The sequence below is a fragment of the Azospirillum largimobile genome (assembly GCF_977007025.2).
This window is the reverse complement of record NZ_CDRMUA020000001.1, coordinates 1,818,477-1,842,508: the sequence shown is the minus strand read 5'-3', so window position 1 is coordinate 1,842,508 and position 24,032 is coordinate 1,818,477. Positions and strand designations below refer to the sequence as shown.

Annotated in this window: 20 protein-coding genes; 6 read left to right on the top strand and 14 right to left on the bottom strand. The window is 68.5% G+C overall.

Annotated elements, in window-relative coordinates:
• Positions 1-21: 21 nt before the first annotated feature.
• Positions 22-1,368: an ABC1 kinase family protein gene (locus ACWPKK_RS08525; protein ID WP_310112697.1), complete on the bottom strand. Its 1,347-nt coding sequence runs from the start codon at positions 1,366-1,368 to the stop codon at positions 22-24.
• Positions 1,369-1,635: 267 nt separating this feature from the next.
• Positions 1,636-1,824 carry a hypothetical protein gene (locus ACWPKK_RS08520; RefSeq protein ID WP_452002797.1) on the bottom strand — a complete coding sequence of 63 codons (189 nt, stop codon included), beginning with the start codon at positions 1,822-1,824 and terminating at the stop codon, positions 1,636-1,638.
• Positions 1,825-1,921: 97 nt separating this feature from the next.
• Here ACWPKK_RS08520 and ACWPKK_RS08515 point away from each other — a divergent pair, with 97 nt between their 5' ends.
• From ACWPKK_RS08515 to guaB, 4 genes are all read left to right on the top strand, one after another.
• Entirely contained in the window at positions 1,922-3,160 is a 1,239-nt protein-coding gene (locus ACWPKK_RS08515) for an ABC transporter substrate-binding protein (protein WP_452002794.1), read from the top strand.
• Between the two features lie 125 nt (positions 3,161-3,285).
• Complete coding sequence (locus tag ACWPKK_RS08510) at positions 3,286-4,296, top strand: Ppx/GppA phosphatase family protein (protein ID WP_324871171.1); 1,011 nt, start codon at positions 3,286-3,288, stop codon at positions 4,294-4,296.
• Between the two features lie 94 nt (positions 4,297-4,390).
• On the top strand, positions 4,391-5,119 hold the full coding sequence (locus ACWPKK_RS08505; RefSeq protein WP_452002792.1) for an RlmE family RNA methyltransferase: 729 nt from the start codon (positions 4,391-4,393) through the stop codon (positions 5,117-5,119).
• Positions 5,120-5,217: 98 nt separating this feature from the next.
• Positions 5,218-6,696 (top strand): IMP dehydrogenase, encoded by a 1,479-nt coding sequence (gene guaB / locus ACWPKK_RS08500; RefSeq protein ID WP_452002789.1) that lies wholly within the window; start codon positions 5,218-5,220, stop codon positions 6,694-6,696.
• 124 nt (positions 6,697-6,820) lie between these two features.
• Here guaB and ACWPKK_RS08495 read toward each other — a convergent pair whose 3' ends face one another.
• A complete protein-coding gene (locus tag ACWPKK_RS08495) occupies positions 6,821-7,345 on the bottom strand; it encodes a hypothetical protein (RefSeq protein ID WP_452002786.1) in 525 nt (174 codons plus the stop codon).
• A gap of 190 nt (positions 7,346-7,535) precedes the next feature.
• On the opposite strand from ACWPKK_RS08495, the gene ligA reads away from it, so the two are divergent.
• Positions 7,536-9,902 (top strand): NAD-dependent DNA ligase LigA, encoded by a 2,367-nt coding sequence (ligA, locus tag ACWPKK_RS08490; protein ID WP_452002784.1) that lies wholly within the window; start codon positions 7,536-7,538, stop codon positions 9,900-9,902.
• Positions 9,903-10,111: 209 nt separating this feature from the next.
• The gene (locus ACWPKK_RS08485; protein ID WP_452002782.1) at positions 10,112-10,531 is read left to right on the top strand and encodes a bacteriohemerythrin; all 420 of its coding nucleotides are present in this window, start codon (positions 10,112-10,114) and stop codon (positions 10,529-10,531) included.
• Between the two features lie 437 nt (positions 10,532-10,968).
• Here ACWPKK_RS08485 and lpxC read toward each other — a convergent pair whose 3' ends face one another.
• The 11 genes from lpxC to murD form a co-directional block, all read right to left on the bottom strand.
• Positions 10,969-11,904, bottom strand: a complete 936-nt coding sequence (gene lpxC, locus ACWPKK_RS08480) for a UDP-3-O-acyl-N-acetylglucosamine deacetylase (protein ID WP_324871165.1) — start codon at positions 11,902-11,904, stop codon at positions 10,969-10,971.
• Positions 11,905-12,293: 389 nt separating this feature from the next.
• Positions 12,294-14,237, bottom strand: a complete 1,944-nt coding sequence (ftsZ, locus tag ACWPKK_RS08475) for a cell division protein FtsZ (protein ID WP_452002778.1) — start codon at positions 14,235-14,237, stop codon at positions 12,294-12,296.
• 122 nt (positions 14,238-14,359) lie between these two features.
• Positions 14,360-15,634, bottom strand: coding sequence for a cell division protein FtsA (gene ftsA, locus ACWPKK_RS08470; protein WP_452004745.1), 1,275 nt, complete (start codon positions 15,632-15,634; stop codon positions 14,360-14,362).
• 82 nt (positions 15,635-15,716) lie between these two features.
• Positions 15,717-16,679, bottom strand: coding sequence for a cell division protein FtsQ/DivIB (locus tag ACWPKK_RS08465; RefSeq protein WP_324871163.1), 963 nt, complete (start codon positions 16,677-16,679; stop codon positions 15,717-15,719).
• Complete coding sequence (locus ACWPKK_RS08460) at positions 16,664-17,623, bottom strand: D-alanine--D-alanine ligase (RefSeq protein WP_452002776.1); 960 nt, start codon at positions 17,621-17,623, stop codon at positions 16,664-16,666. Before ACWPKK_RS08460 ends, ACWPKK_RS08465 begins: the two co-directional genes overlap by 16 nt.
• Positions 17,620-18,582 (bottom strand): UDP-N-acetylmuramate dehydrogenase, encoded by a 963-nt coding sequence (gene murB, locus ACWPKK_RS08455; protein ID WP_452002774.1) that lies wholly within the window; start codon positions 18,580-18,582, stop codon positions 17,620-17,622. Before murB ends, ACWPKK_RS08460 begins: the two co-directional genes overlap by 4 nt.
• A complete protein-coding gene (murC, locus tag ACWPKK_RS08450) occupies positions 18,579-19,997 on the bottom strand; it encodes a UDP-N-acetylmuramate--L-alanine ligase (protein ID WP_310112718.1) in 1,419 nt (472 codons plus the stop codon). Before murC ends, murB begins: the two co-directional genes overlap by 4 nt.
• A 7-nt stretch (positions 19,998-20,004) precedes the next feature.
• Positions 20,005-20,190 (bottom strand): hypothetical protein, encoded by a 186-nt coding sequence (locus tag ACWPKK_RS08445; RefSeq protein WP_236783611.1) that lies wholly within the window; start codon positions 20,188-20,190, stop codon positions 20,005-20,007.
• 59 nt (positions 20,191-20,249) lie between these two features.
• On the bottom strand, positions 20,250-21,500 hold the full coding sequence (murG, locus tag ACWPKK_RS08440) for an undecaprenyldiphospho-muramoylpentapeptide beta-N-acetylglucosaminyltransferase (RefSeq protein WP_452002771.1): 1,251 nt from the start codon (positions 21,498-21,500) through the stop codon (positions 20,250-20,252).
• Positions 21,497-22,618 carry an FtsW/RodA/SpoVE family cell cycle protein gene (locus ACWPKK_RS08435; protein WP_324871159.1) on the bottom strand — a complete coding sequence of 374 codons (1,122 nt, stop codon included), beginning with the start codon at positions 22,616-22,618 and terminating at the stop codon, positions 21,497-21,499. Before ACWPKK_RS08435 ends, murG begins: the two co-directional genes overlap by 4 nt.
• Complete coding sequence (gene murD / locus ACWPKK_RS08430) at positions 22,615-24,024, bottom strand: UDP-N-acetylmuramoyl-L-alanine--D-glutamate ligase (protein ID WP_452002769.1); 1,410 nt, start codon at positions 24,022-24,024, stop codon at positions 22,615-22,617. Before murD ends, ACWPKK_RS08435 begins: the two co-directional genes overlap by 4 nt.
• Between the last annotated feature and the right edge of the window lie 8 nt (positions 24,025-24,032).

The following is a 24,032-nucleotide window of genomic DNA, read 5'->3' as shown; positions in this document are numbered from 1 at the left end:
GCACCCGCAGCGATACCCCCCTCACTCCGCCTGCGGCAGCCCCTGCGCCGCGAGCGCCGCGCTCTGCCGTGCCGTCAGCACATCGACGTCGAAGTCGCGGATCAGCCCCTGGAACATCTGGTACCAGTTCAGCTCCGCCTTCAGATGCAGGAAGACCGAGCCCAGCCCCACCGCGGCGCGGTCCATGAAGACGAATTCGCGCGGGATCTCGACGCCGCCGACGCGGCGAAGCTCGGCATGGACCTTGCCCGCCGTCTCGCGGCCGTAATGGCCGCCGTTGGTCTCCTCGATCTTGCGCTGGCGGTCTTCCATGATCGGGGCGTAGACGAAGCGCGCCCAGATGTTCAGCACGTCGACCAGCTCGTTCGACGGGTTGACGAAGCCCCAGGTGCGATAGGCTTCCACCGCCTGCTCGCGGTTCTCGGTGCGCAACGCGTTGTAGAGGTCGATCACGCCCTTGACGAAGCTGGGCTTGAAGACGCGGATGCAGCCGAAATCGAGCAGGTTGATCGACCGGTCCGGCCGGACCGTGTAGTTGCCCAGATGCGGGTCGCCGTGGATGACGCCGTAATTGTAGAAGGGCACGTACCAGGCGCGGAACATGTTCATCGCCAGTTCGTCGCGCGCCTCGGGATGCTCGGCGACGAAGTCCAGGATCTTGCGGCCATGCACCCACCCCATGGTCAGCAGCCGCTTGGTCGACAACTCCGGCACCACGTCCGGCACATGGACGCCCTGTGTGCCGGCCAGCATTGATTGATAAAGGCGCGCGTGCTTGGCCTCCCGCTCGTAATCCAGTTCCTCGCGCAGGCGGGCGCCGATTTCCTTCTGGATTTGGCGGGTGGAGATGGCGCTGTCGGTGCGCTCGAAGATCGCGAAGATCAGGCCCAGCTGCCGCAGGTCGGCCTCCACCGCCGAGGCCATGTCGGGATATTGCAGCTTGCAGGCAAGCTCCCGCCCATCGGGGCCGATCGCCTTGTGGACCTGGCCCAGCGACGCGGCGGCGGCGGCCGTGTGCTCGAAGCTCTGGAACCGCGACTGCCAGTTGGGGCCAAGCTCGCTCGCCATCCGCCGCTTGACGAAGGGCCAGCCCATCGACGGCGCGTCGGCCTGAAGCTGCGCCAGCTCCTGGGTGTACTCCTTCGGCAGGGCGTCGGGGATGGTGGACAGGATCTGCGCCACCTTCATCAGCGGCCCTTTCAGCCCGCCGAGTGCGGCTCGCAGTTCCGCCGCGTGGCGTTCGCGCTCCACGCGGATTCCCAGCACGCGCTCGCCCGCTAGGCGCGCGGCCAGCCCGCCAACGGCGGTGCCGACCCGCGCATATCGCGCGACCCGTCCGCCCCATGTGTTCTCATCGTGTTCCGGCATGCCCACAAGGTGGGTGCGCCCCTGGCAAAAGGCCAGCCCTCCCCCGATCGGAGACTGCCGACCGATGTTCCCCGGATGGTGCTGCGGCGCAATGTGCGATTTTCTTGACAGCCCCCGGAAAGGGGAGCAGGCTTCGTCTTACAGTAATCAACACCGAGGTGAAGTGAGCGAGCATCGGAAACGCCTTACCACCCAAGCGGATAGCTTGGGCGGAACAGTAGAGACCGATACCAGGGAGGGTGAGTAAGATCATGACTCCACCGGCGCTTACCTGATTATGCCGAACTTCTCGGCCGATATAACTGAGGTTTCAGTTCCGAATTCTTTCGCCTGATTGGCGACTTCATCCGGGCCGTAGATGCCCGCTGCGAAAGCCCTCGCTCCACCTCGGAGCGAGGGCTTTTGTTTTGCCGCGAGCTCTCCAGCAATACGTTTCAAACGATACTGTTTGCGCATGAAACCAAATCCCGCTATCCACGGGGACTGACGGTGCGGCGGGACGTCGCAGGCCGGTGCGCACCCGTCACGCAAGACCAAGGATGGGGAGGATCGCATGGGTCGGTTGCTGAGGCCTTTCGCACTGGCGGCGCTGCTTGCCACGACGGCGTTGTCCGCTGCGGCGTTGTCCGCTGCGGCGCTTCCCGCTCAGGCGCAGACCGCAAAGCCGGTGCGCATCGGCGTGCTGGCCGACGAGGCGGGCTTCGCGTCCGACATCGGCGGCAAGGGGGCCGTGCTCGCCACCCGGATGGCGGTGGAGGATTTCGGCGGTTCCGTGCTCGGCCGGCCGGTGGAGGTGCTGTCCGCCGACATGCAGAACAAGCCTGACGTGGCGTCCAACATCGTGCGCAGCTGGTTCGACGTCGACGGCGTCGACATGGTGACGGATATCCCGGTCTCCTCCGTGGCGCTGGCGGTGCAGGCGGTGGCGCGCGAAAAGAAGAAGGTGCTGATGATCAGCGCCGCGACGACCACCGAGCTGACCAACGCCCAATGCTCGCCCTACAGCATCCATTGGGCGGACGACACGGCATCGCTGGCGGTCGGCACGACCAAGGCGGTTGTGCAGTCGGGCGGCACCAGCTGGTACTTCATCACCGCCGACTTCGCCTTCGGCACGGCGATGGAGAAGGCGGCGACCGAGGCGATCAAACAGGCCGGCGGCACGGTGGTCGGCGGCGTGCGCCACCCGATGGGCACCAGCGATTTCGGATCCTACCTGCTCAGCGCCCAGGGCAGCGGCGCCAAGGTGGTGGCGCTCGCCAATGTCGGCGCGGAAACCATCGGAACCATCAAGCAGGCGGGCGAGTTCGGGCTGACTGAGTCCGGCCAGCGGCTGGTCGGCTACATTGTGTTCATCACCGACATCCACTCGCTGGGGCTCGACCTCGCCAAGGGGCTGTATGTCACCAGCGGCTTCTATTGGGACAAGAACGACCGGACGCGGGCCTGGGCCAAGCGCTTCTTCGAACGCCACGGCAAGATGCCGACCAAGGAGCAGGCCAACACCTATCTCGCCACCCTGCACTGGCTGAAGGGCGTCAAGGCGGCGGGAACCACCGACGCCGAGGCGGTCACCGCCGCGATGAAGGCGATGCCGACCGATTATTTCGGCACCCCCGGCAGCATCCGCAAGGACGGCCGCGTGCTGTACGACCTTGACCTGTACCAGGTGAAGACCCCGGCGGAGAGCAAGGCGCCGTGGGACTATTACAAACAGATCCGCAGCATCCCGGCGGCCGAAGCCTTCCTGCCGCTGGAAACCAGCGCCTGCCCCGTCGTCAAAGCCCAGTAACCGGCGCAGGGGTGCCCTGCGGGGCCGGGCCGGCGGGATCGGGGTCGAGAGGGGTTCCCGCCGGACTGCGATCCGGGTTACACTCCGCTCTTTAGGCGCAGCGGGGACGGTACGTGGATCTACAGGTGCAAAGCGAACGGCAGAACGACACCGGACGGTTGCGTTCGTCGGCGCTGGTGCGCCCGGTCTTCGCCGCGCTGGACCTCGGCACCAACAATTGCCGGCTGCTGATCGCCAAATCCGCACCCGGCGGTTTCCGCGTCATCGATGCCTTTTCCCGCATCGTCCGGCTGGGCGAGGGGCTGAGCCGCAACGACCATCTGTCGGAACCGGCGATGGAGCGCACCATCGCGGCTCTGCGGGTCTGCGGTTCCAAGATCGAACGGCGCGGGGTCACCGCCGTGCGCGCCGTGGGGACGGAGGCCTGCCGCCGCGCCGCCAACGGCACCGCTTTCGTCGAGGCGGTGGAGCGCGAGACCGGCATTGCGCTGGAGATCATCTCCAGCCAGGAGGAAGGGCGGCTGGCGCTCGCGGGCTGCGCCGCCCTGCTGGAGCCGACGCATCCCTATGCCATCGTCTTCGACATCGGCGGCGGCTCCACCGAGCTGATGTGGCTGGCGGTGGAGAAGGGGCGGGTGCCGCGCCTGCTGGACCAGACCTCCATCCGCTGCGGCGTGATCGGACTGACCGAGGAATATGGCGGCCCCAACGTCACCCGCGTCAACTACGACCAGATGGTGGAGGCGGTGGCCGACGCCATCGCCCCGTTCGAGGCGCGCAACCGCATCCAGGACCGCATCGCCGCCGGCAAGGTGCAGATGCTGGGCACCTCCGGCACGGTGACGACGCTGGCGGGCGTGCATCTGGGGCTCTGCCGCTACGACCGGCGGGCGGTGGACGGCAGCTATCTGCGCGTGGACCATGCCCGCACGGTGATCGACCATCTGGTCTCCCAGGATTTCGACGGCCGCGCCCGGCATCCCTGCATCGGGCAGGACCGCGCCGATCTGGTGGTCGCCGGCTGCGCCGTTCTGGACGCGCTGTGCGACGTCTGGCCGGTGGAACGGCTGCGCATCGCCGACCGCGGCTTGCGCGAAGGGATTCTGGTGGACCTGATGGGGGCCGCCGGCGAGTGACCGGATTTGGCCGGCGAGCGGCCGGAATTTGTATGGGCCGGGCAGGGGAGAAGGCTCCCCGCCCGTGCCGGATGACCGAGGAACTGCAGCGATCATGACCGAAAAGACTCCGTCGACGCGCCCGGGCGGGCGCCGTGCCACGGTCCGTGTGAAGACCGCCGGCAAGCGCACGGAATCCTCCAAGCGCTGGCTGGAGCGCCACCTGAACGACCCCTATGTGGCCGAGGCGACCAAGCGCGGCTATCGCTCGCGCGCCGCGTTCAAGCTGCTGCAGCTGGACGAGAAGTTCCGGCTGCTCGGCCCCGGCAAGCGCGTGGTCGATCTGGGCGCCGCCCCCGGCGGCTGGACCCAGATCGCGGTGGAGAAGGTGCAGACCGCCAAGGATGGCTGGAAGGTCGTCGGCCTCGACATCCTCCCCATGGACCCGGTCCCCGGCGCCACCACCATGCAGGCCGACTTCCTTGAGGAAGGGGCTGCCGAGGCGCTGAAGGACGCGCTGGGCGGCCCGGCCGACGTGGTGTTGAGCGACATGGCCGCCCCGACCACCGGCCACCAGCAGACCGACCACCTCCGCATCATGGGGCTGGCCGAGGCCGCCTATGATTTCGCGGAGGAGGTGCTGGCCCCCGGCGGCGCCTTCGTCGCCAAGCTGTTCCAGGGCGGGGCGGAACGCTCGCTGCTCGACCGGCTGCGGCGCGACTTCGCCCAGGTCAAGCATGCCAAGCCGCCGGCCAGCCGTGCGGAGTCGTCGGAGACCTATGTGGTCGCCACCGGCTTCCGCGGCGGCAGCGCGAACGACGACGTGAACGACGAAGTGCGGTGATTTTCGCACTTGCATAACAGATGCTGTGTGCGCACGGGTTCACAAGCCCATGGTCTTGTGTATAAGTGCGCCACGTTTATCTTCCGGGAGATTCACACATGGCGCGCGACACCAAAATCCGCGAAGCCCTGACCTTCGACGACGTGCTGCTGGTTCCGGCCGAAAGCTCGGTCCTGCCGAACGACGTGGACACCCGGACAAGATTGACGAAGACCATCGAGCTGGGCATCCCCCTGATGTCCTCGGCGATGGACACGGTGACCGAGAGCCGCCTCGCCATCGCCATGGCCCAGGCCGGCGGCATCGGCGTCGTCCACCGCAACCTGACCATCGAGCAGCAGGCCGAAGAGGTCCGCAAGGTCAAGCGGTTCGAATCGGGCATGGTCGTCAACCCGATCACCATCACGCCGAACGCCACGCTCGCCGACGCGCTGCAGCTGATGGCCGACCACCGCATCTCCGGCATCCCGGTGGTGGAGAGCCGCGACCAGCTCGGCAGCGGCAAGCTGGTCGGCATGCTGACCAACCGCGACGTCCGCTTCGCCACCGATCCCAACCAGCCGGTCAGCGAACTGATGACCAAGGAGCTGGTGACCGTCCGCGAGGGCGTCAGCCAGGAGGAAGGCAAGCGCCTGCTCCACCAGCACCGGATCGAGAAGCTTCTGGTCGTCGACGAGGATTACCGCTGCATCGGCCTCGTCACCGTCAAGGACATCGAGAAGGCCCAGGCCTATCCGAACGCCTGCAAGGACAGCAAGGGCCGCCTGCGCGTCGCCGCCGCCACCGGCACCGGCAACGACGGCTTGGCCCGCGCCGAGGCCCTGTTCGACGCCGGTGTCGACGTGCTGGTGGTCGATACCGCGCACGGCCACTCGGCCAAGGTGCTGGAGCAGGTCCGGGCTGCCCGCGCCATGTCCAGCTACACCCAGGTGATCGCCGGCAACGTCGCCACCGCCGAAGCGGCCAAGGCGCTGATCGATGCCGGTGCCGACGCCGTCAAGGTCGGTATCGGCCCCGGCTCCATCTGCACCACCCGCATCATCGCCGGCGTCGGCGTGCCGCAGCTGACCGCGGTCATGGATGTGGTGGACGAGTGCGAGAAGCATGGCATTCCCGTGATCGCCGACGGCGGCATCAAGTATTCGGGCGATCTGGCCAAGGCCATCGCCGGCGGCGCCAGCGTCGCCATGCTGGGCAGCCTGTTCGCCGGCACCGACGAAAGCCCGGGCGAGGTCATCCTGTTCCAGGGCCGCTCCTACAAGAGCTACCGCGGCATGGGCTCGGTCGGCGCCATGGCGCGCGGCTCCGCGGATCGTTACTTCCAGCAGGAGGTTTCGACCATGAAGCTGGTGCCGGAAGGCGTCGAGGGCCGCGTTCCCTACAAGGGGCCGGTTTCGGCGGTCATCCACCAGCTGGTCGGCGGCCTGCGCGCGGCCATGGGCTACACCGGCAGCGCCTCCATCGCCGAGATGCGCGAGAAGTGCCAGTTCGTCCGCATCACCAACGCAGGCCTGCGCGAAAGCCACGTCCACGACATCACCATCACCAACGAATCGCCGAACTATCGGCAGGGGTGAGGTGTGGTTGGGGGGTAGGCGTCGGCTGACGGTTGCCCCCACCTAACCTCCCCCGCTCTCAGCGGACCGTAGGTCCGCTGAGAGCGGGGGAGGTTAGGTGGGGGTCTAATTCCGCGCGTCCAGTCTATACCCCCTCCGCCACCTGCTTCCAGAACTGCCACCCGCCCAGCCGCACGCCGACGGCGAGGCTGGTGAAGGGAATGCGCAGTTCGATGTCCCGCGGCTGGAAGAATGTCAGTCGTTCCGGCTCGCCATGCGCGTCGAACTCCAGCCGGGCGCCCTTTGGCTCCGGCGCATACTCGTCGCTCATCACCTGCCAGATTTCCAAGTCGCCGCCATGGTTGGTGATCTTGTATTGGCCACAGCGCCAAGCCGTCGATTCGCCGACGCTGCCCTCCACCACCTTCTTGTCGCCTTCCATCCGCACGTCTCCGATCCCGGCGGCCTCGCCCTTCATCGAAGGCCCCTGGGTCTCGGCACGGAAACCCAGCCGCAGCCAGCCGGAGCGGCCATATGGGATCAGGCGGCGGACGGCGCGCGCGTCCTCCGCCGCGAAATGGTCGGGATCGTCGTAGAGGATGCGGTCCAGAGCGGCGGCGACGATCATGCGGTCGTCGATGCGCAGGTCCGGGAGATGGGCTTTGCTCATCAGGCAGGCGGACTCCGAAAAGATGTGCCCATCAGTATATAGGCACTCCGGCCGGCCGTCGCCCCGATGCCGAAATCCGACTGCACGGCCCCGGTCCTGAAGACTCCCGAAACGGCTCCCCAGGCGCTATCCTGCGCCGCCCTCCCCGGAAGCCTCCGCGGGAGGCCCCCGATTCGTCACGAGACGCGCCATGCAGGACCTGTTCGACACGCCGCCCAATCCCCGCAGCATCGATGTCGAGGCGCTGACGCCGGATCAGGCGGCGGCGGAACTTGCGGCGCTCGCCGCCGAGATCGCCCATCATGACCGGCTCTATCACCAGCAGGACCAGCCGGAGATCTCCGACGCCGAGTATGACGCGCTGGTCCGCCGCAACCTCGCCATTGAGGCGCGCTTCCCCGAGCTGCGCCGCGCCGATTCGCCCAGCCTGCGCGTCGGCGCCGCTCCGGCGGCCGGGTTCGGCAAGGTGCGCCATGCCATTCCGATGCTGTCGCTGGGCAACGCCTTCGCGCCCGAGGATGTGGCGGAATTCGACGCCCGCGTCCGCCGCTTCCTCGGCCTGTCCGACGAGGCGCCGCTGACCTTCGTGGCGGAGCCGAAGATCGACGGCCTGTCCTGCTCCCTGCGTTACGAGCGTGGTGAGCTGGTGCTGGCCGCCACCCGCGGCGATGGGGCGGAGGGCGAGAACGTCACGGCCAATGTCCGCACCATCCGCGACGTGCCGCACCGCCTGCCGGCCCCCTTCCCCAATGTGCTGGAGGTCCGCGGCGAGGTCTACATGAATCGCGACGACTTCCTGGCGATGAACGCAGCCCGCGCGGAAAAGGGCGAGCAGCTGTTCGCCAACCCGCGCAACGCGGCGGCCGGCAGCCTGCGCCAGCTCGACCCGTCGATTACTGCCGCCCGGCCGCTCTGCTTCTTCGGCTATGCGCTGGGCGAGGTGTCGGAGCCGATCGCCGAGACTCAATGGGGCATCCGCGAGCGGTTGAAGGGCTGGGGCTTCCAGTTGAACCGGCCGGCGGAGCTTTGCGACGGCAAGGACAAGCTGCTGGCCTATTACGAGGGCATCGGCCGGCGGCGCGCTGGCCTGCCCTTCGACATCGACGGCGTCGTCTATAAGGTCGACAGCCTGGAGCTTCAGCAGCGGTTGGGCTTCGTCAGCCGGGCGCCGCGCTGGGCCATCGCCCATAAGTTTCCGGCAGAGCAGGCGCAGACGAGGCTGAAGGCGATCACCATCCAGGTCGGCCGCACCGGCGCGCTGACCCCCGTCGCCGAGTTGGAGGACATCACCGTCGGCGGCGTCGTGGTCAGCCGCGCCACCCTGCACAATGAGGACGAGATCGCCCGCAAGGACATCCGCGTCGGCGATCTCGTGGTCGTCCAGCGTGCCGGCGACGTCATCCCGCAGGTGGTGGAGGTGGTGCTGTCCCAACGCCCCGCCGACTCCGTGCCCTATGTCGCGCCGGAAGCCTGCCCGGTCTGTGGCAGCCTCGCCATCCGGGAGGCGGGCGAGGTGGTGCGCCGCTGCACCGGCGGCCTGATCTGCGCCGCCCAGGCGAAGGAGCGGCTGCGCCACTTCGTCTCCCGCGACGCCTTCGACATCGAGGGGTTGGGCGAGAAGATCATCGAGGAGTTCTGGGACGAGGGCTTCATCAGGTCGCCGGTCGACATCTTCACCCTTGAAGGTCGCGTCGAACTGATCGGCCGTCCGGGCTGGAAGGAGAAATCGGTCCAGAACCTGTTCAAAGCGATCGAGCAGCGCCGCAGCGGCATCGACCTGCACCGGGTGATCTACGCGCTCGGCATCCGCCATGTCGGCGAGGTGACGGCCAAGTCGCTGGCCCGCCAGTACAAGACGATGGAGGGCTGGGTCGACGGCATGCTGGCGGCGGCACAGGCAATGCCCGGCCAGGAGTGGCGCGATCTGCATGAGCTGAAGGGGGTGGGGCGGGCGACCGCCGATGCCATCCTCGGCTGGTTCGCCGATCCGGACTGTGGAGCGAAGCTGGACTTCTATGCCGGCAACGACGCGCTGCGGCTGGAGACCATCATCGCCTCGCTCGGCATCAAGGGCGTGAAGAAGCCGGCGTCCCAGGCGCTGGCCGAGCGGTACGGCACGCTGGCCGATTGGCGGGCGGCGATGGAGCGGGCCACCGGGCAGCTGCCGGGGCAGCCCTGGCTCGACCTGGTCGCCACCCCCGATGTCGGCGAGGTCGCTGCCGAGGAGTTGGCCGGCTTCTTCGCGGAGGAGCGCAATCTCGTCATCGTCCGCGGCCTGATGGAGCGGCTGACCGTGCTGGTGGCCGAAGCGCCGAAAGCCAGCAACTCCCCAGTCGCCGGCAAGACGGTGGTCTTCACCGGTACGCTGGAGCGGATGACCCGGTCGGAGGCCAAGGCGCGGGCCGAATCGCTGGGCGCCAAGGTCGCCGGTTCGGTCTCCGGCAAGACCGACTATCTGGTCGCCGGGGCCGATGCCGGCAGCAAGGCCGCCAAGGCCAAGGAGTTGGGCGTCGAGATCCTGACCGAGGATGAATGGCTGGCCAAGATCGGCGGCTGACCGGATGCGGGCCTTAGCCAAAATGTCGCATCTCCGTTCGCTCGGATTGACGGACGGAGACAGGGGGAGTGAGATCAGACAACGCTTATAGTCAGAAGCGAAACGATGCCAAGCAGGTGGCCCGACCCTGGATCAGGGCGGGATCGACGGGCGGTCAACGCCCGCATCCGCCTGCCCGGCACCCAACGAAGGGGGACGAAGGAAACGCCATGGAGCCAATTCAGTGGTCGCGCTGGATGAGCGTCGGCAATGACGCTCTGGACGAGGATCACCGCGTCCTGATCGCCATCGTCAACAAGCTGTATGACGAGGCCAACCGCCAGGACCCCGCCCTGATCGAAGCGATCCTGGACGAACTGATCGCCTATACCCGCCACCATTTCGCGGAGGAAGAGGCGCAGATGCAGCGCCTGAACTACCCGACCTTCGCCGCACACAAGGCTCTGCATGACAATCTGACCCGGCAGGTCGAAAGCTACCGCGATGACTTCCGCGCCAACGGCGGCGGCATCAGTGGCGAGGAGGTGTTCCTGTTCTGCTCCGACTGGCTCGGCAAGCACATCCTGAAGGAAGATACCCGCTTCGGCGAATATGCCGGCAGCGAAGCGGAACTGGCGGTCGCAGGGTAGGGGGAGAGGAACTATCCATCTGGTCGGGACCATTGCTTGCCAGTAGCCCTTCTCCCCCTGCGGGGCGGGATGAGGGGTGTAATGGCCGCAGGCCATTGGGAACATCAAATTGCGTCCCCTCACCCCAACCCGCGGGTCGGCAAAACGCGGTTGGCGTTTGGCCGATCCCGCCCCGCAAGGGGAGAGGGGCTTGACGCAAGCGCTCTCCAAGCGGTATCTGAAGAAAATTGCCTAAAATACTGAAATAATTCAGAAAAGCACAAGCGCCCACGATAATGCAGCGAGCGCCCAACCCGAGAGGGGAGGGCGCTTTTTCTTTCGTACGACTCTTGCTGACGGCAGGGGAGGGGAGTGTGCGCAAAGAAAAAGCCCTCCCCAGTGGGGGAGGGCAGGGGCAAACCCAATCGAAAACCGGCCCAATCGGAAACAGGCTGTGGTCAGGCGACCGCCAGCTGCTCCAGGCCGCGGCGCGCGACCGGCAGCGACACCGCCGTCTCGTAGCGCCAGGCGCTGCGGTCGGCAAACAGGGCACGCAGCAGTTGGTTGTTCAGGGCGTGGCCGGAGCGCACGCCATGGAAGTGCCCGACGATGGGCGCACCGGCCAGATACAGGTCGCCGACGGCGTCCAGGATCTTGTGGCGCACGAACTCGTCGGTGAAGCGCAGGCCTTCGGCGTTCATCACCGTGTCGCCGGAGATGACCACCGCGTTGTCCAGCGAGCCGCCGCGGGCGAGGCCCATCTTGCGCAGTCCCTCGACCTCATGCAGGAAGCCGAAGGTGCGGGCGCGGCTGATCTCGTCCTTGAAGCTGTCCGTGTCGATCTCCAGCGCATGCGCCTGACGGGAAATGGCGGCGCTGTCGAAGTCGATCTCGAAGCTGTAGGTGGTCGCGACGTCGGGGGTGAAGGACGCGCTCTTCACGCCGTCGCCGATGACGACCGGCTTCAGGATACGGATGACGCGGCGCGGGGCCTTCTGCACGGCGATGCCGGCCTGTTCGATGGCGGCGACGAAGGGGGCGGCGCTGCCGTCCATGATCGGCACCTCGATACCGTCCAGCGAAACGACGGCATTGTCGATGCCGCAGCCGGCCAGCGCGGACATCAGATGCTCGATCGTGCCGACGGTGGTGCCATGTTCGTTACCGATCACGGTGCACAGACGGGTGTCGACCACCGTGTCCCAACGCGCCGGAATGACGGCGGCGGCACCACGCAGGTCGGTGCGATGGAAGGTGATCCCGGAATTCGCATCGGCCGGGGAAATCGTCAGCGTGACGATGACGCCCGAATGCAGACCGACGCCGGCGATCGTCACCGACTTCTTCAGGGTCTGCTGGAACATGCCGTCCGCGTTGCTGCGATTGTTGGCCACGATGTCTTTTCCATCTTGGTCATGAAGGGGAGGTTCCCGGCGATGCCGCGCCGGATGATCTTGGAAGATCATCGCGTCGGCGGCTTTCGCTTTCGACCATGCTGATAGGTAACACCGGGGCTCGGAAATCGGCAAATCACTCATTGTTACCGTTTGTTGCAGGGCAAAAGAGGTGCGAATTGCAAGCAATCGGGTATACGCACAATGGCGGCGCAACAAAAAATCCCCGGAAACGCACGAAGGCGTCCCGGGGTCCGAGAGGTTCGGTCAGGTTGTGGAGCCGCCGGCGCCGCGATTAGCAGGGTGCGGCGACGGCGGTTATCTCCGGCTTTCGCCGGGATCGGCCGACCGCCGCGGAAAAGGCCGCGGCGGTCCGGAACGGTGGGTGCTCAGTTCGCCTGACGGCGCAGGAAGGCCGGGATGTCCAATTCCTCCTGTTCACCCGCCTTGGCATCGGCGCGCGGGGCCGGAGCCATCTGCTGCGGAGCGGCCGGATAGCTGGGCGCCTGCGGGGCCTGCTGCGGAGCCGACTGCTGCTGCGGATAGACCGGCGCCTGCTGCGGAGCGCTCGGGTAGGACGGGGCCGGCTGATAGGCCTGGGGCGCCTGCGGCTGCTGCGGATAGGCCGGCTGCTGCTGCGGATAGCCCTGCTGCGGGTGAGGGGCCGGCTGGTACTGCTGCGGGGCCGGCTGCGGCTGATAGGCCTGCGGCGCGGGCTGCGGGGCCGGCGGGTGCGCCGGTTCCGACTTGCGGCCGAGGCCGGTCACCAGACCGAACAGGAAATTCCCCTTGCGGGCCGGCGCCGGTTCCGGCGCGGGGGCCGGCGCCGGGGCCGGACCGACCGACAGGCCGCCCGGATGCGGCTGGTGGGCCTGCGGGGCGGCGTGATGGTGATGCTGGTGGACCTGCGGGGCCTGCTGGTGGGAGACCGGCTGCTGCGGCTGGGGCTGCTGCGGCTGCTGATGGACCTGCGGGGCCTGCTGGTGGGCGGCGGGCTGCTGCGGCTGCTGCTGGGGAGCGGACAGCGGAGCGGCGCCGACGGTCACCGGCTGGCGCGGACCGGCATCGGCCGGCTTCGGCGCGAAGAAATGGCCGCCCTGGTTCTCGCCGTGCAGCGGACCGGCGGCCGGCTTCGGCGCCTCATGCTGGGCGTGCTGCTGCGCCGGGTCATGCTGGATCGCGGCGGCGCCGGCGGTCACCGGCTGCGGGGTGCGCAGGCCGATGGCGGCGCTGGGGATGGGCGAACCGGGGGCGCCGGCCGGAGCGGCGGGGGCGCCGGTCAGGTTGCCGGGAGCGGCCGGCTTCTTGGCGCGGTCGCCGACCAGCGACAGGTTGACCGGATGCAGGGTTCGCGGGTTGCTCATCGCCGCGGCATCGATGCCGGTGGCGACGACCGACACGCGCATCACGCCGTCCAGCGAGCTGTCGAAGGTCGAGCCGAAGATGATGTTGGCGTCGGGGTCGACCTCGTCACGGACGCGGTTGGCCGCCTCGTCGACCTCGAACAGGGTCATGTCGTAGCCGCCGGTGATGTTGATGAGGACGCCGCGGGCACCCTTCATCGACACGTCGTCCAGCAGCGGGTTGGAGATGGCGGCCTCGGCGGCTTCGATGGCGCGGCGCTCGCCGCCGGCCTCGCCGGTGCCCATCATTGCCTTGCCCATCTCGGTCATGACGGACCGGATGTCGGCGAAATCCAGGTTGATCAGGCCGGGCATCACCATCAGGTCGGTGACGCCGCGCACACCCGAATGCAGAACGTCGTCGGCCATCTTGAAGGCGTCCGCGAAGGTCGTCTTCTCGTTGGCGATGCGGAACAGGTTCTGGTTCGGGATGATGATCAGGGTGTCGACATACTGCTGCAGCTCGGCGATGCCGCCCTCGGCCAGCCGCATGCGGTGACCGCCCTCGAAATGGAAGGGCTTGGTGACGACGCCGACGGTCAGGATGCCGCGCTCGCGGGCCGCGCGCGCGATGACCGGTGCCGCACCGGTGCCGGTGCCGCCGCCCATGCCGGCGGTGATGAACACCATGTTGGAGCCTTCGAGATACTGGACGATCTCGTCGATCTGCTCCTCGGCCGACGCGCGGCCGACATCCGGCTTGGAGCCGGCGCCCAGGCCGCGGGTGGTGCCGGTGCCCAGCTGGATGCGCTTTTCGCACAAGGAACCCTTCAGCGCCTGCGCGTCGGTGTTGCCGACGACGAAGTCCACGCCTTCCAGGTTCGACTTGATCATGTTGTTGACGGCGTTGCCGCCGGCGCCGCCGACGCCGAACACGGTGATGCGCGGCTTCAGTTCGGGCTCGATCTGGGGAATGGTCACGTTGATCATGCTGTTCAGGCCTCCACAACCTGTTTTCGTTGGGTTTGATGTTTGATATGCCGCGACCGGCGCCCGGTTGTGTCCGGTGTCTGTCCGTTCGGGAATCGGTGGATGGCGACGGGGAGAGTCATCTACAGATTCTCCCGCAGCCACAGGCCGACGCGGCCGATGAGCCCGGTGGACGCGACCGCCTCGTGGCCGGTCACCATCAGCTCCGTCGGATTGCGGACGGCGTGTAGGAGAAGGCCCGCGACCGTCGCGAAGGCCGGTCCGCCATGGGCCTCGTTGAGGCCGGCGATCCGGGTCGGGCGGGCGATGCGGACCTGCTTGTCCAGGATGGGGGCGGCCATGTCGCGCGTGTTGGGCAGCTGGCTGGCGCCGCCGGTCAGCACGACGCGCCGGCCGACCAGCCGGGAATGGCCCGACTGCTCGATGGCGCTGCGCACCTCTTCGAAGATCTCTTCCATCCGCGCCTGGATGATGCTGACCAGGAAGGAGCGCGGGTGGCTGGCGGTGCCGCTGCCGCTGCGCTCGTCCTCGCCGATCTGCGGGACCTCGATCATCTCGCGCTCGTCGGCCGGGTTCACCCGGGCGCTGCCGTAGAGCACCTTCAGCCGTTCGGCATGGACCAGCGGCGTGGTCAGCCCGTGGGCGATGTCGTTGGTGACGTGGCGTCCGCCCAGCGGCACGAAGCCGGTCCACACCAGGTTGCCTTCGGCGAAGATCGAGATTGTGGTGCCGCCGCCGCCGATGTCGACGCAGGCCGCGCCCATCTCCATCTCGTCCTCCACCAGACAGGCGAGGCCGGAGGCGAAGGGGCTGACCACGATGGATTCAATGTTCAGGTGGCAGCGGGCGATGCAGGCGTGCAGCGTGCGGATGGCGCCGGCCGCGGCGGTGACGACATGCAGCTGGGCGCCAAGCGAATGGCCGCTCATCCCCTTGGGATCGCGGATGCCGCGGCTGCCGTCCAGGCTGAAGCCCAGGGGAATGGTGTGGATCAGCGCCTGATCGGGGCCGGCCTGCAGGGTGCGGGCATGCGCCATGGCGCGGCGGATGTCGCCCTCCGTCACCTCCTGGCCGGATACGGGGACCGTGGCGGTGAAGGCATGGGAGCGCGGCTGGCCCATCGACAGGTTGACCACCACGTCGTGCACCGTCTCGCCGGCCATCTGTTCGGCGGCATGCACGGCGGCACCGATCGAGGTTTCCGCCGCCTCCATGTCGATGATGGTCCCGGCGCGGATGCCCGTGGCGATCTGGTGGCCGACGCCGATCACGCGGAGGGAGCCGGGCTCCTCCATCCGCGCGATGACGCAGCACACCTTCGTCGAGCCGACGTCCAGTGCCGTGACGATTCCGCCACGGGCCGGCCGCTTCGGCTTCTTGGCGCCGTTGAATCCCATCCCGAACATGCCCCCCAAACTTCCCCTCTACCCCTGTCTGCCGGCGTCGGGCGTCCCCGAAAAGGCCCGCCGCCGGTCCGTCCTACGATTTCTTGCCGTTCTTCTTCTTCGACTCATCCTCCCAGCCAGGAAGCTGGGCGGTGGCGGAGGTCTGGATCGCGGCGCGGCCGGGCAGCCGCAGGTCGATGGCGACGATGTCGCGGTCCAGCACATGGCTGGCCGTATGCATCTGCTCCAGTTGCAGAAGGGCGCGGCGCATCTCCGCGGTGCCTTCGGGCAGCTTTACCGTCACGCCGTTGCTGAGCTGCAGGTTCCAGCGCCGGTCGCTGATCCAGCTGGCCGAGGACAGCATCGGGGCGATGGTGGGGGCGCTGTCCAGCGCCGACAGCAGGGTGTGGACCTGCTGCGGGGCGTTGGCGCCGATCACCTGGGGCAGCGTGTCGATGCGCTGGTTGCCGCGGCGGGCCAGTTCCGCCGCGTCGGCCAGCGGACGGCCGGCACGGTCGATGACGGTGAACTGCCGCTCATGCTGCCAGATCGCCATCGGCTGGCGTTCCGACAGGCGGATATAGAGGAAACCGGGCAGCCGGCGCTCGATGGAGGCCGACGACACCCAGGGAAGCTCTTCCAGCCGCTGCTTGGCCTCGGCGAGGTCGATGGACAGGATCGGCTCGCCCCGGCGCACGCCCAGCGCGTCGAGCACGGCGTCGCGTTCCGTCTCGCTGCGGCCGACCACCAGGATCTCCGACAGGCGGAAACCCAGGTCGCCGGTGGTCTGGATGACGCTTTCCCGCGCCGCCTCCAGCGTGTCGGCCAGGGTGCCGCGCTTCCAGGTGGAGCCGGCGGCGGCGGTCAGCCCCAGCACCGGCACCAGGATCAGCGCCGCCTTGACGGCCGAACGGGTCCAGCGCGGCCAAGCGCGGCGGCGCTTGCCTTTCTGCGCCGACGCGGCCATGGCGCGCGGCGGGGTCGGCATCTCGTCCCGGGCGCGCGCGCCGGCGGCTGCGGCGCGGAAGTCCGGGTCGGCCATCAGGCGAGCTGACATGCGGCATTCTCCACCAGCCAGCCGACCAGCGCGCCGTAGGAAATTCCCACATGCGCCGCCTGTTCGGGCACCAGCGACAGGGGCGTCATGCCCGGCTGGTTGTTGATCTCCAGGAAGTACAGCCCGTCGGTTCCCGGCCGGCTGTCATCCCAGCGGAAGTCGCTGCGCGAGACACCCCGGCAGCCCAGGGTGTGGTGCGCCAGCACCGCCAGCCGCTTCGCCTCCTCCGCCACGGCCTCTGGGATCGCGGCGGGGATGGTGTGGACGGCATGGCCGGCGCTGTATTTCGCGGTGTAGTCGTAGACCTGAGCCTGGAAGACGATCTCGGTCACCGCCAAAGCGCGGTCACCCATGACGCCCACGGTCAGCTCGCGACCGGGGATGAACTCCTCGACCAGCACGCGTTCGCCAAAGGTCCCCCCGAACGAACCGTCGTCGCCGACCGGGCTGTTCTGCCCCTCGCGGACCAGGGTTACGCCAACGGTCGAGCCTTCGTCCACAGGCTTGACGATATAGGGCGCCGGCATGGGGTGGGTACCGCCGGTGATCTCTCCACGGGAGAGCACCATTCCTTTGGGGGAGCGGATGCCGACGGTATCCAGCACCCGCTTGGTCATCGCCTTGTCCATGGCGATGGCCGCGGCCTGGACGCCGGAATGGGTGTAGGGCAGGCCGAGGAACTCCAGCACGCCCTGGATCGTCCCGTCCTCGCCGCCGCGGCCGTGCAGGGCGTTGAACACCACGTCGGGGCGCGGGTTGGTCAGGGCGTGCATCAGCCCGCCCAGGTCGCGCTGCACGTCGATGGCGGTGACGCGGTAGCCTTCCTCCTCCAGCGCCTTGGCGACGCCGGCGCCGCTGACCAGCGACACCTCGCGCTCGGCCGACCAGCCGCCCATCAGGACGGCGACATGCTTCTTATGGGCGTGGAGCAGGGCTTCGGTCATTGGACGGTGCTTCCTTCGGCGGCCGGGACGCCGATGCGCTTGATTTCCCACTCCAGCGTCACGCCGCTGGTCTCGAACACGCGGCGGCGGACCTCCTCGCCCAGCGCTTCAAGCTGGGCGGCGGTGGCCGTGCCGTTGTTGATCAGGAAGTTGCAGTGCTTTTCCGAGACCTGGGCGTCGCCGATGGACAGGCCGCGGCAGCCGGCCTTGTCGATCAGCTCCCACGCCTTGTGGCCTTCAGGATTCTTGAAGGTGGAGCCGCCGGTGCGCGAGCGGACGGGCTGGCTGTCGGCGCGCTTGTCGGAGATCTCGGCCATGCGCCGCGCGATCTCCAGCGGGTTGCCTGGTTCGCCGCGCAGCACGGCGCCGGTGAAGATGCAGTCCTCCGGCGCCGCGCTGTGGCGGTAGGTGAAGCCCATGCCGGCATGGCTGAACTCCAGCCGCCGGCCGTCGCGCGCCACGGCGGTGGCGCTGACCAGCACGTCGGCCAGTTCGCGGCCATAGGCGCCGCCGTTCATGCGCAGGGCGCCGCCGATGGTGCCGGGGATGCCCGACAGGAACTCCAACCCGGCGATGCCGGCGTCGCGGGCGACCATGGCGACGTTGAGGTCGAGCGCCGCCGCACCGGCGGTCAGCGTCATGCCGTCGGCAGCGATGTCTGTGAAGCCGCGGCCGAGCCGGATGGTGACGCCCGGCACGCCGCCGTCCCGTACCAGCAGGTTGGAGGCGACGCCGATCACCGTCACCGGCACCTCGGCGGGCAAGGCCGCCAGGAAGCCGGCGAGGTCGTCGGCATCGGCCGGGCGGAACATCACCTCGGCCGGACCGCCGACGCGGAACCACGTCACCGGTGCCAGCGGGGCGTCGGCGGTCAGCCGGCCGCGCACGGCGGGCATGCGTCCGATCAGGTGGCCGATGAGATGGCCGTCAGGGGCGCTCATGCGCGGCGCCGCCGTCATCGATTGGTGCCGTAGAGGGACGACAGCTCGCCCGGAAGGGCGTTCGCCCACTGGGTGATGTTGCCGGCGCCCAGGCAGACGACGAAGTCGCCGGGCTTGGCCATCTCGCGCACGACCTGCGCCAGTTCCTGCTGGTTGTGCAGGGCCACGACATGGCGGTGGCCGTGCATGCGCAGGCCCTCCACCAGGCTGTCGCGGCTGACGCCCTCGATCGGCGCCTCACCGGCGGCATAGACGTCGGCGACGATCACGGCGTCGGCGTCGTTGAAGCAGGTGCAGAACTCCTCGAACAGGGCGGCGAGGCGGGAATAGCGGTGGGGCTGGACCACGGCGATGGTGCGGCCGGTGCCGGCGGTGCGCGCGGCCTTCAGCACGGCGGCGATCTCCACCGGGTGGTGACCGTAATCGTCGATGACGGTGATGCCGTTGGCCTCGCCGGTCTTGGTGAAGCGGCGCTTCACGCCCTGGAACTTGGCCATGCTGTCGCGCATCACCACGTCGGGCAGGCCCATCTCGTTCCCCACCGCGAAGCAGGCCAGCGAGTTCTGGACGTTGTGCGGCCCGTACATCGGCAGGCGCACGCCGGCGATGGCGCGGCTCTCGCCGCTGTGGCGGTCGTAGATCAGCACGTCGTACTTGGCGCCGTCGGGACCCAGCTCCACGTTCACCGCGCGGATGTCGGCCTGCGGCGAGAAGCCGTAGGTGACGATGCGGCGGTCCGACACGCGGGGGATCATCGCCTGCACCTCGGGATGGTCGATGCAGAGCGCGGCGAAGCCGTAGAAGGGAATGTTCTGGACGAAGCTGTCGAAGGCGGCCCGCGCGTTGTCGAAGGTGCCGTAGAAGTCCAGATGCTCCGGATCCATGTTGGTGACGACCGCGATGCAGGCCGGCAGCTTCACGAAGGTGCCGTCGCTCTCGTCCGCCTCCACCACCATCCAATCGCCGGTGCCGAGCCGGGTGTTGGAGCCGTAGGCGTTGATGATGCCGCCGTTGATGACGGTCGGGTCGAGGTTGGCGTGCTCCAGCATGTGGCCGACCATCGAGGTGGTCGTGGTCTTGCCATGGGTGCCGCCGATGGCGATGGCCCATTTCAGGCGCATCAGCTCGCCCAGCATCTCGGCGCGGCGGACCACCGGCACCAAGGCTGCGCGGGCGGCGACCACTTCCGGGTTGTCGCGCTTGACGGCGGAGGAGACGACGACCACGGCGGCGCCGGCGATGTTCTCGCCGCGATGGCCGACGAACACCTTGATGCCCAGTTCGCGCAGGCGCTTGACGTTGGCGTTCTCGGCCAGGTCGGAGCCCTGGACGGTATAGCCCAGGTTCCGCAGAACCTCGGCGATGCCGCTCATGCCGATGCCGCCGATGCCGACGAAGTGGATGGTGCCGATCGAGAGGGGGAGGGCGCGCATGTCAGGCTTACTTTCCGCGGCGAAGCATCAGGCGAAGGGTGGCGTCGACCGCCCCGTCGGACAGGTCGTTGGGAAGGGGCTGCGATCCGTGGATCATCGACAGGCGATCCCGCAGAAAGCCGCCTTCGGCGAGGAAGCGCGGCACCAGCGGGCAGCCCGGACGGTTATACCAGCCGCCCTCGGTCCGCGTCATGTCCGCCGGCCAATCCTGGAGCGGGCGCGGCGTCGGTCGGGTCAGAGTCCTGGCTTTGATCATTCCGCGGCCCCCTTGGCGCTGGCGCCGGCGACGGCCCGCCGGGCGTTGTGGGATCGGTCGTGGTTGGTCTTTGTCGGGTCGGTCTGGTTGGAGCCGGCGTCGGCGGAGCGGTTTGCCCCGGTGCTGCCATCCAGCATCGCCAGAACGGCGTCGGCCAGGGAGCTTGCGGCGTCGGCGGTGCCCCAGCCATGGGCGGCCTGCGCCGATGCTGTGAGCGCCTGCGGGTCGGCCAGCAGGGCGGACAGCCGGTCGGCCAGGGCCTGGGCGGTGAAGGACGGCTGCGGGACCAGCCAGGCGCCGCCGGCCTCCGCCAGATGGCGGGCGTTGGCGGTCTGGTGGTCGTCGGTGGCGTGCGGGTAGGGCACCAGGATCGCCGGACGGCCGACGCAGGTCAGCTCGGCGATGGTGGAGGCCCCGGCGCGGGTGACGGCGAGATGGCAGGCGGCCAGCCGTTCCGGCACATCGCGGAAGAAGGTCTGCAACTCCAGCCGGGCAAGGCCCAGCGGCTCCAGCGCGGCACGGGCGGCTTCCAGATCTTCCGCGCGGCATTGCTGCGCCAGATGGATGCGGGCGCGCAGGTCCTCCGGCAGCAGGGCCAGCGCTGCAGGGATCACCTCCGAAAAGACGCGGGCGCCCTGGCTGCCGCCCATCACCAGCAAACGGACGGGACCACCGGGCTGCGGCGCCTCGTAGGGGGAGAGGCGGCGGGCGGCGACGGCGGGGCGGACCGGGTTGCCGGTGCGGACGATCTTGGCGCGTTGCGCCTCGCCCAGCTTTTCGATTCCGGGGAAGGCGACGGCGATGCGGCGGGCGCCTGCGATCAGCATCCGGTTGGCGCGGCCGAGAACGGCGTTCTGTTCGTGCAGAAGGGCCGGCAGCTTGGACTGGATGGCGGCATAGACGGTGGGGACGGACGGATAGCCGCCGAAGCCGACCACCGCCGCGGGAGCGAGCTGCCGCATCAGGGCGCGCGCCTCCAGCAGGCCCATCCCCATCTGCAGGGCGGCCTTCAGCTTGCCGACGATCCCGGCGCCGGGGGAGGCGGCGCGGATGCGGTGGACCGGCACCTCCGGCAGATTGTCGCCGAAGGCATGGCCGCGCTTGTCGGTGACCAGCGTCACGGCACGGCCGCGGGCCAGCAGCTCGCGCGCCAGCGCCTCCGCCGGGAACATATGCCCGCCGGTGCCGCCGGCGGCCAGAACGATCACCTTGTGCGCTGCGGGATCCAAATCCGTCGGCCTCCTCATTCCGCGGGGCCGAAGCGTTTGCGTGTCAAAGCCAGAACCATGCCCATGCCGAACCCGAGTGCCAGCAGCGAAGAGCCGCCGTAGGAAATGAACGGCAGGGTCATGCCCTTCGTCGGCATAAGATGCAAGGACGATCCCATGTTGATCGCCGCCTGAAGTCCGAACTGGATCAGAAGGCCGGCGGTCGCCAGCAGGACGAAGTAGTTGTTGTCGTTGAAGACCCGTGCGAATCCGCGCAGGACGACAAAGGCGAACAGCACCACCAACCCGAGGCAGAAGATCAGCCCCAGCTCCTCGCCGGCGACGGCGAAGATGAAATCGGCGTGGCTGTCGGGCAGATAGAACTTCACCGTGCCCTGGCCAGGTCCGGTGCCCATCAGCCCGCCGTTGGCGAAAGCCTCCAGCGACCGGTTGACCTGATAGTTGTCGCCGGCATTCGGGTCGAGGAAGCGGTCGATGCGGCTGGTGACGTGGGGCAGCGTGTAATAGGCGCCGATCAGCCCGACCACGCCGAGCCCCCCGAGCCCCATCACCAGCACCAGGTTCAGACCGGCCAGGAAGAATTGGGTGAACCACACGGCGGAGACGACGAAGGTCATGCCCAGGTCGGGCTGCAGGATCAGGCCGGCAACGGTGATGCCGTAGAGCACGATCGACACCAGCGCGCCGGGAAAACCGGGATTGGTGCGCGACAGCGAGAACAGCCATGCCGCCACCACCGCGAAGGCAGGCTTGACGAACTCCGACGGTTGGATCGACAGGCCGGGGATGTGGATCCAGCGCCGGGCGCCCTTGATCTCCATGCCCACCACCAGGGTGGCGAAGACCAGCAGCACCGAGAACAGGAACACGCCCAGCGCCACCCGCCGCACCCCGCGCGGGCTGAGCAGCGAGACGCCGACCATGATGATGACCGCTGGGATCAGCATCATCAGATGGCGTTCGACGAAATAGAAGGTGTCCTGGATGCCGATGCGCTCGGCGACCGGCGGGCTGGCCGCGGTGATCAGGACCGTGCCGAGGAACATCAGCAGGGCGATGGCGCCCAACTGCCAGCGGTCGACGGTCCACCACCAGCGGCCGAAGATCGATTGGTCGGTACGGTCGAAGGTGATCATGCAGCGCCCCCGCTCGTCGCATCGCGCGCGCCGAGTATGCCCGCGACATAGGCCGAGAAAGCCTCTCCGCGCTTTTCGAAGTTGGCGAACTGGTCCCAGGACGCACAGGCCGGCGACAACAGCACGCAGGCGCCCTCCAGCCGTTCCGCCAGAGCCAGACCGGCCGCCTTCGCGGTTGCGATATCCAGCGTTCCGCAGCGTGTATAAGCAACACCTTGTGCGTCAAGCCATGCGGCGAATTGTTCCTGCGCCTCACCGATCAGGAAAGCGTGGCGGACGCGGCCCATATAGCCCTCCAACCCGTTCAGCCCGGTGTCCTTGGCCTGTCCGCCGAGGATCCAGTAGATCGGGTCGAAGGTGGCCAGCGCTTTTTCCGTCGCGTCGGCGTTGGTCGCCTTGCTGTCGTTGACGAAGCGCACGCCGTCCGCCTCGCCGACCAGCTGCTGCCGGTGAGCGAGGCCGGGGAAGGTCGCCATCGCCGCGACGATGGCCGGCACCGGCAGGCCGGCGGCCTTGCAGGCGGCGAAGGCGGCGGCGGCGTTCTGCCAGTTGTGGGTGCCCAGCAGGGTGGGCAGGGTGGACAGCTCCACCACCCGTTCGGCCGCGCCGTCGGTGTCGTCGACCAGCCAGCCGTCGGCGGCATAGACGCCGCCCGCGACCGGCCCCAGGGCGGAGACCGGCCAGATGCGCTGGTCGCCGGCCGCAACGAGGTCGGCGTGGATCGTCCGGCAATGCTCGTCGTCCACGCCGATCACCGCGGTGCGCGGCCAGGTCTGGCGGTGGAAGATCAGCGCCTTGGCGGCGATGTAGCCCTCCATCCCGCCATGGCGGGCGAGATGGTCGGGCGTGATGTTCAGCAGGACGGCGATGTCGAAGGTGATGGAGTGGGTCAGCTCCAGCTGGTAGCTCGACATCTCCAGGACGCAGGTGCCGCCGGACCCGATCGGGTCGAAGCTCAGCACCGGCGTGCCCAGGTTGCCGCCCACGGCGGCCTTGCGCCCGGCGGCGGCCATGATGTGGCCGATCAGGGTGGTGGTGGTCGACTTGCCGTTGGTGCCGGTGATGCCGATGAAGGCGCAGTCGCGCTCCGCCCGGCCCAGCAGTTCGATGTCGCAGATCAGCTCGATCCCCATCGCCTTGGCACGCTCGGCGACCGGGTGCGGCTTGGGGAAGGTGTGGGGGATACCCGGCGACCAGACGATGGTGGTCAGGTCCGACAGGTCGGCGGTGGCGAGATCGACCACGGCGAAGCCCTCGGCCTCCGCCGCGGCGCGGGAGGCGGGGTTGTCGTCCCACACCCGCACCTCGGCGCCGCTGTCGCGCAGCGCGCGGGCGGTGGCGAGGCCGGACTTGCCCAGCCCCATCACCGCGACGGGCAGCTCCTGCATATAGAACAGGTCGATCATCGCCTTAG

Bases quoted from the DNA above. Each gene is read 5' to 3' on its own strand.
- ACWPKK_RS08525 (WP_310112697.1), bottom strand. From the start codon at position 1,368: ATGCCGGAACACGATGAGAACACATGGGGCGGACGGGTCGCGCGATAT.
- ACWPKK_RS08520 (WP_452002797.1), bottom strand. From the start codon at position 1,824: ATGCGCAAACAGTATCGTTTGAAACGTATTGCTGGAGAGCTCGCGGCA.
- ACWPKK_RS08515 (WP_452002794.1), top strand. From the start codon at position 1,922: ATGGGTCGGTTGCTGAGGCCTTTCGCACTGGCGGCGCTGCTTGCCACG.
- ACWPKK_RS08505 (WP_452002792.1), top strand. From the start codon at position 4,391: ATGACCGAAAAGACTCCGTCGACGCGCCCGGGCGGGCGCCGTGCCACG.
- guaB (WP_452002789.1), top strand. From the start codon at position 5,218: ATGGCGCGCGACACCAAAATCCGCGAAGCCCTGACCTTCGACGACGTG.
- ACWPKK_RS08495 (WP_452002786.1), bottom strand. From the start codon at position 7,345: ATGAGCAAAGCCCATCTCCCGGACCTGCGCATCGACGACCGCATGATC.
- ligA (WP_452002784.1), top strand. From the start codon at position 7,536: ATGCAGGACCTGTTCGACACGCCGCCCAATCCCCGCAGCATCGATGTC.
- ACWPKK_RS08485 (WP_452002782.1), top strand. From the start codon at position 10,112: ATGGAGCCAATTCAGTGGTCGCGCTGGATGAGCGTCGGCAATGACGCT.
- ftsZ (WP_452002778.1), bottom strand. From the start codon at position 14,237: ATGATCAACGTGACCATTCCCCAGATCGAGCCCGAACTGAAGCCGCGC.
- ftsA (WP_452004745.1), bottom strand. From the start codon at position 15,634: ATGGGATTCAACGGCGCCAAGAAGCCGAAGCGGCCGGCCCGTGGCGGA.
- ACWPKK_RS08465 (WP_324871163.1), bottom strand. From the start codon at position 16,679: ATGTCAGCTCGCCTGATGGCCGACCCGGACTTCCGCGCCGCAGCCGCC.
- ACWPKK_RS08460 (WP_452002776.1), bottom strand. From the start codon at position 17,623: ATGACCGAAGCCCTGCTCCACGCCCATAAGAAGCATGTCGCCGTCCTG.
- murB (WP_452002774.1), bottom strand. From the start codon at position 18,582: ATGACGGCGGCGCCGCGCATGAGCGCCCCTGACGGCCATCTCATCGGC.
- murC (WP_310112718.1), bottom strand. From the start codon at position 19,997: ATGCGCGCCCTCCCCCTCTCGATCGGCACCATCCACTTCGTCGGCATC.
- ACWPKK_RS08445 (WP_236783611.1), bottom strand. From the start codon at position 20,190: ATGACGCGGACCGAGGGCGGCTGGTATAACCGTCCGGGCTGCCCGCTG.
- murG (WP_452002771.1), bottom strand. From the start codon at position 21,500: ATGAGGAGGCCGACGGATTTGGATCCCGCAGCGCACAAGGTGATCGTT.
- ACWPKK_RS08435 (WP_324871159.1), bottom strand. From the start codon at position 22,618: ATGATCACCTTCGACCGTACCGACCAATCGATCTTCGGCCGCTGGTGG.
- murD (WP_452002769.1), bottom strand. From the start codon at position 24,024: ATGATCGACCTGTTCTATATGCAGGAGCTGCCCGTCGCGGTGATGGGG.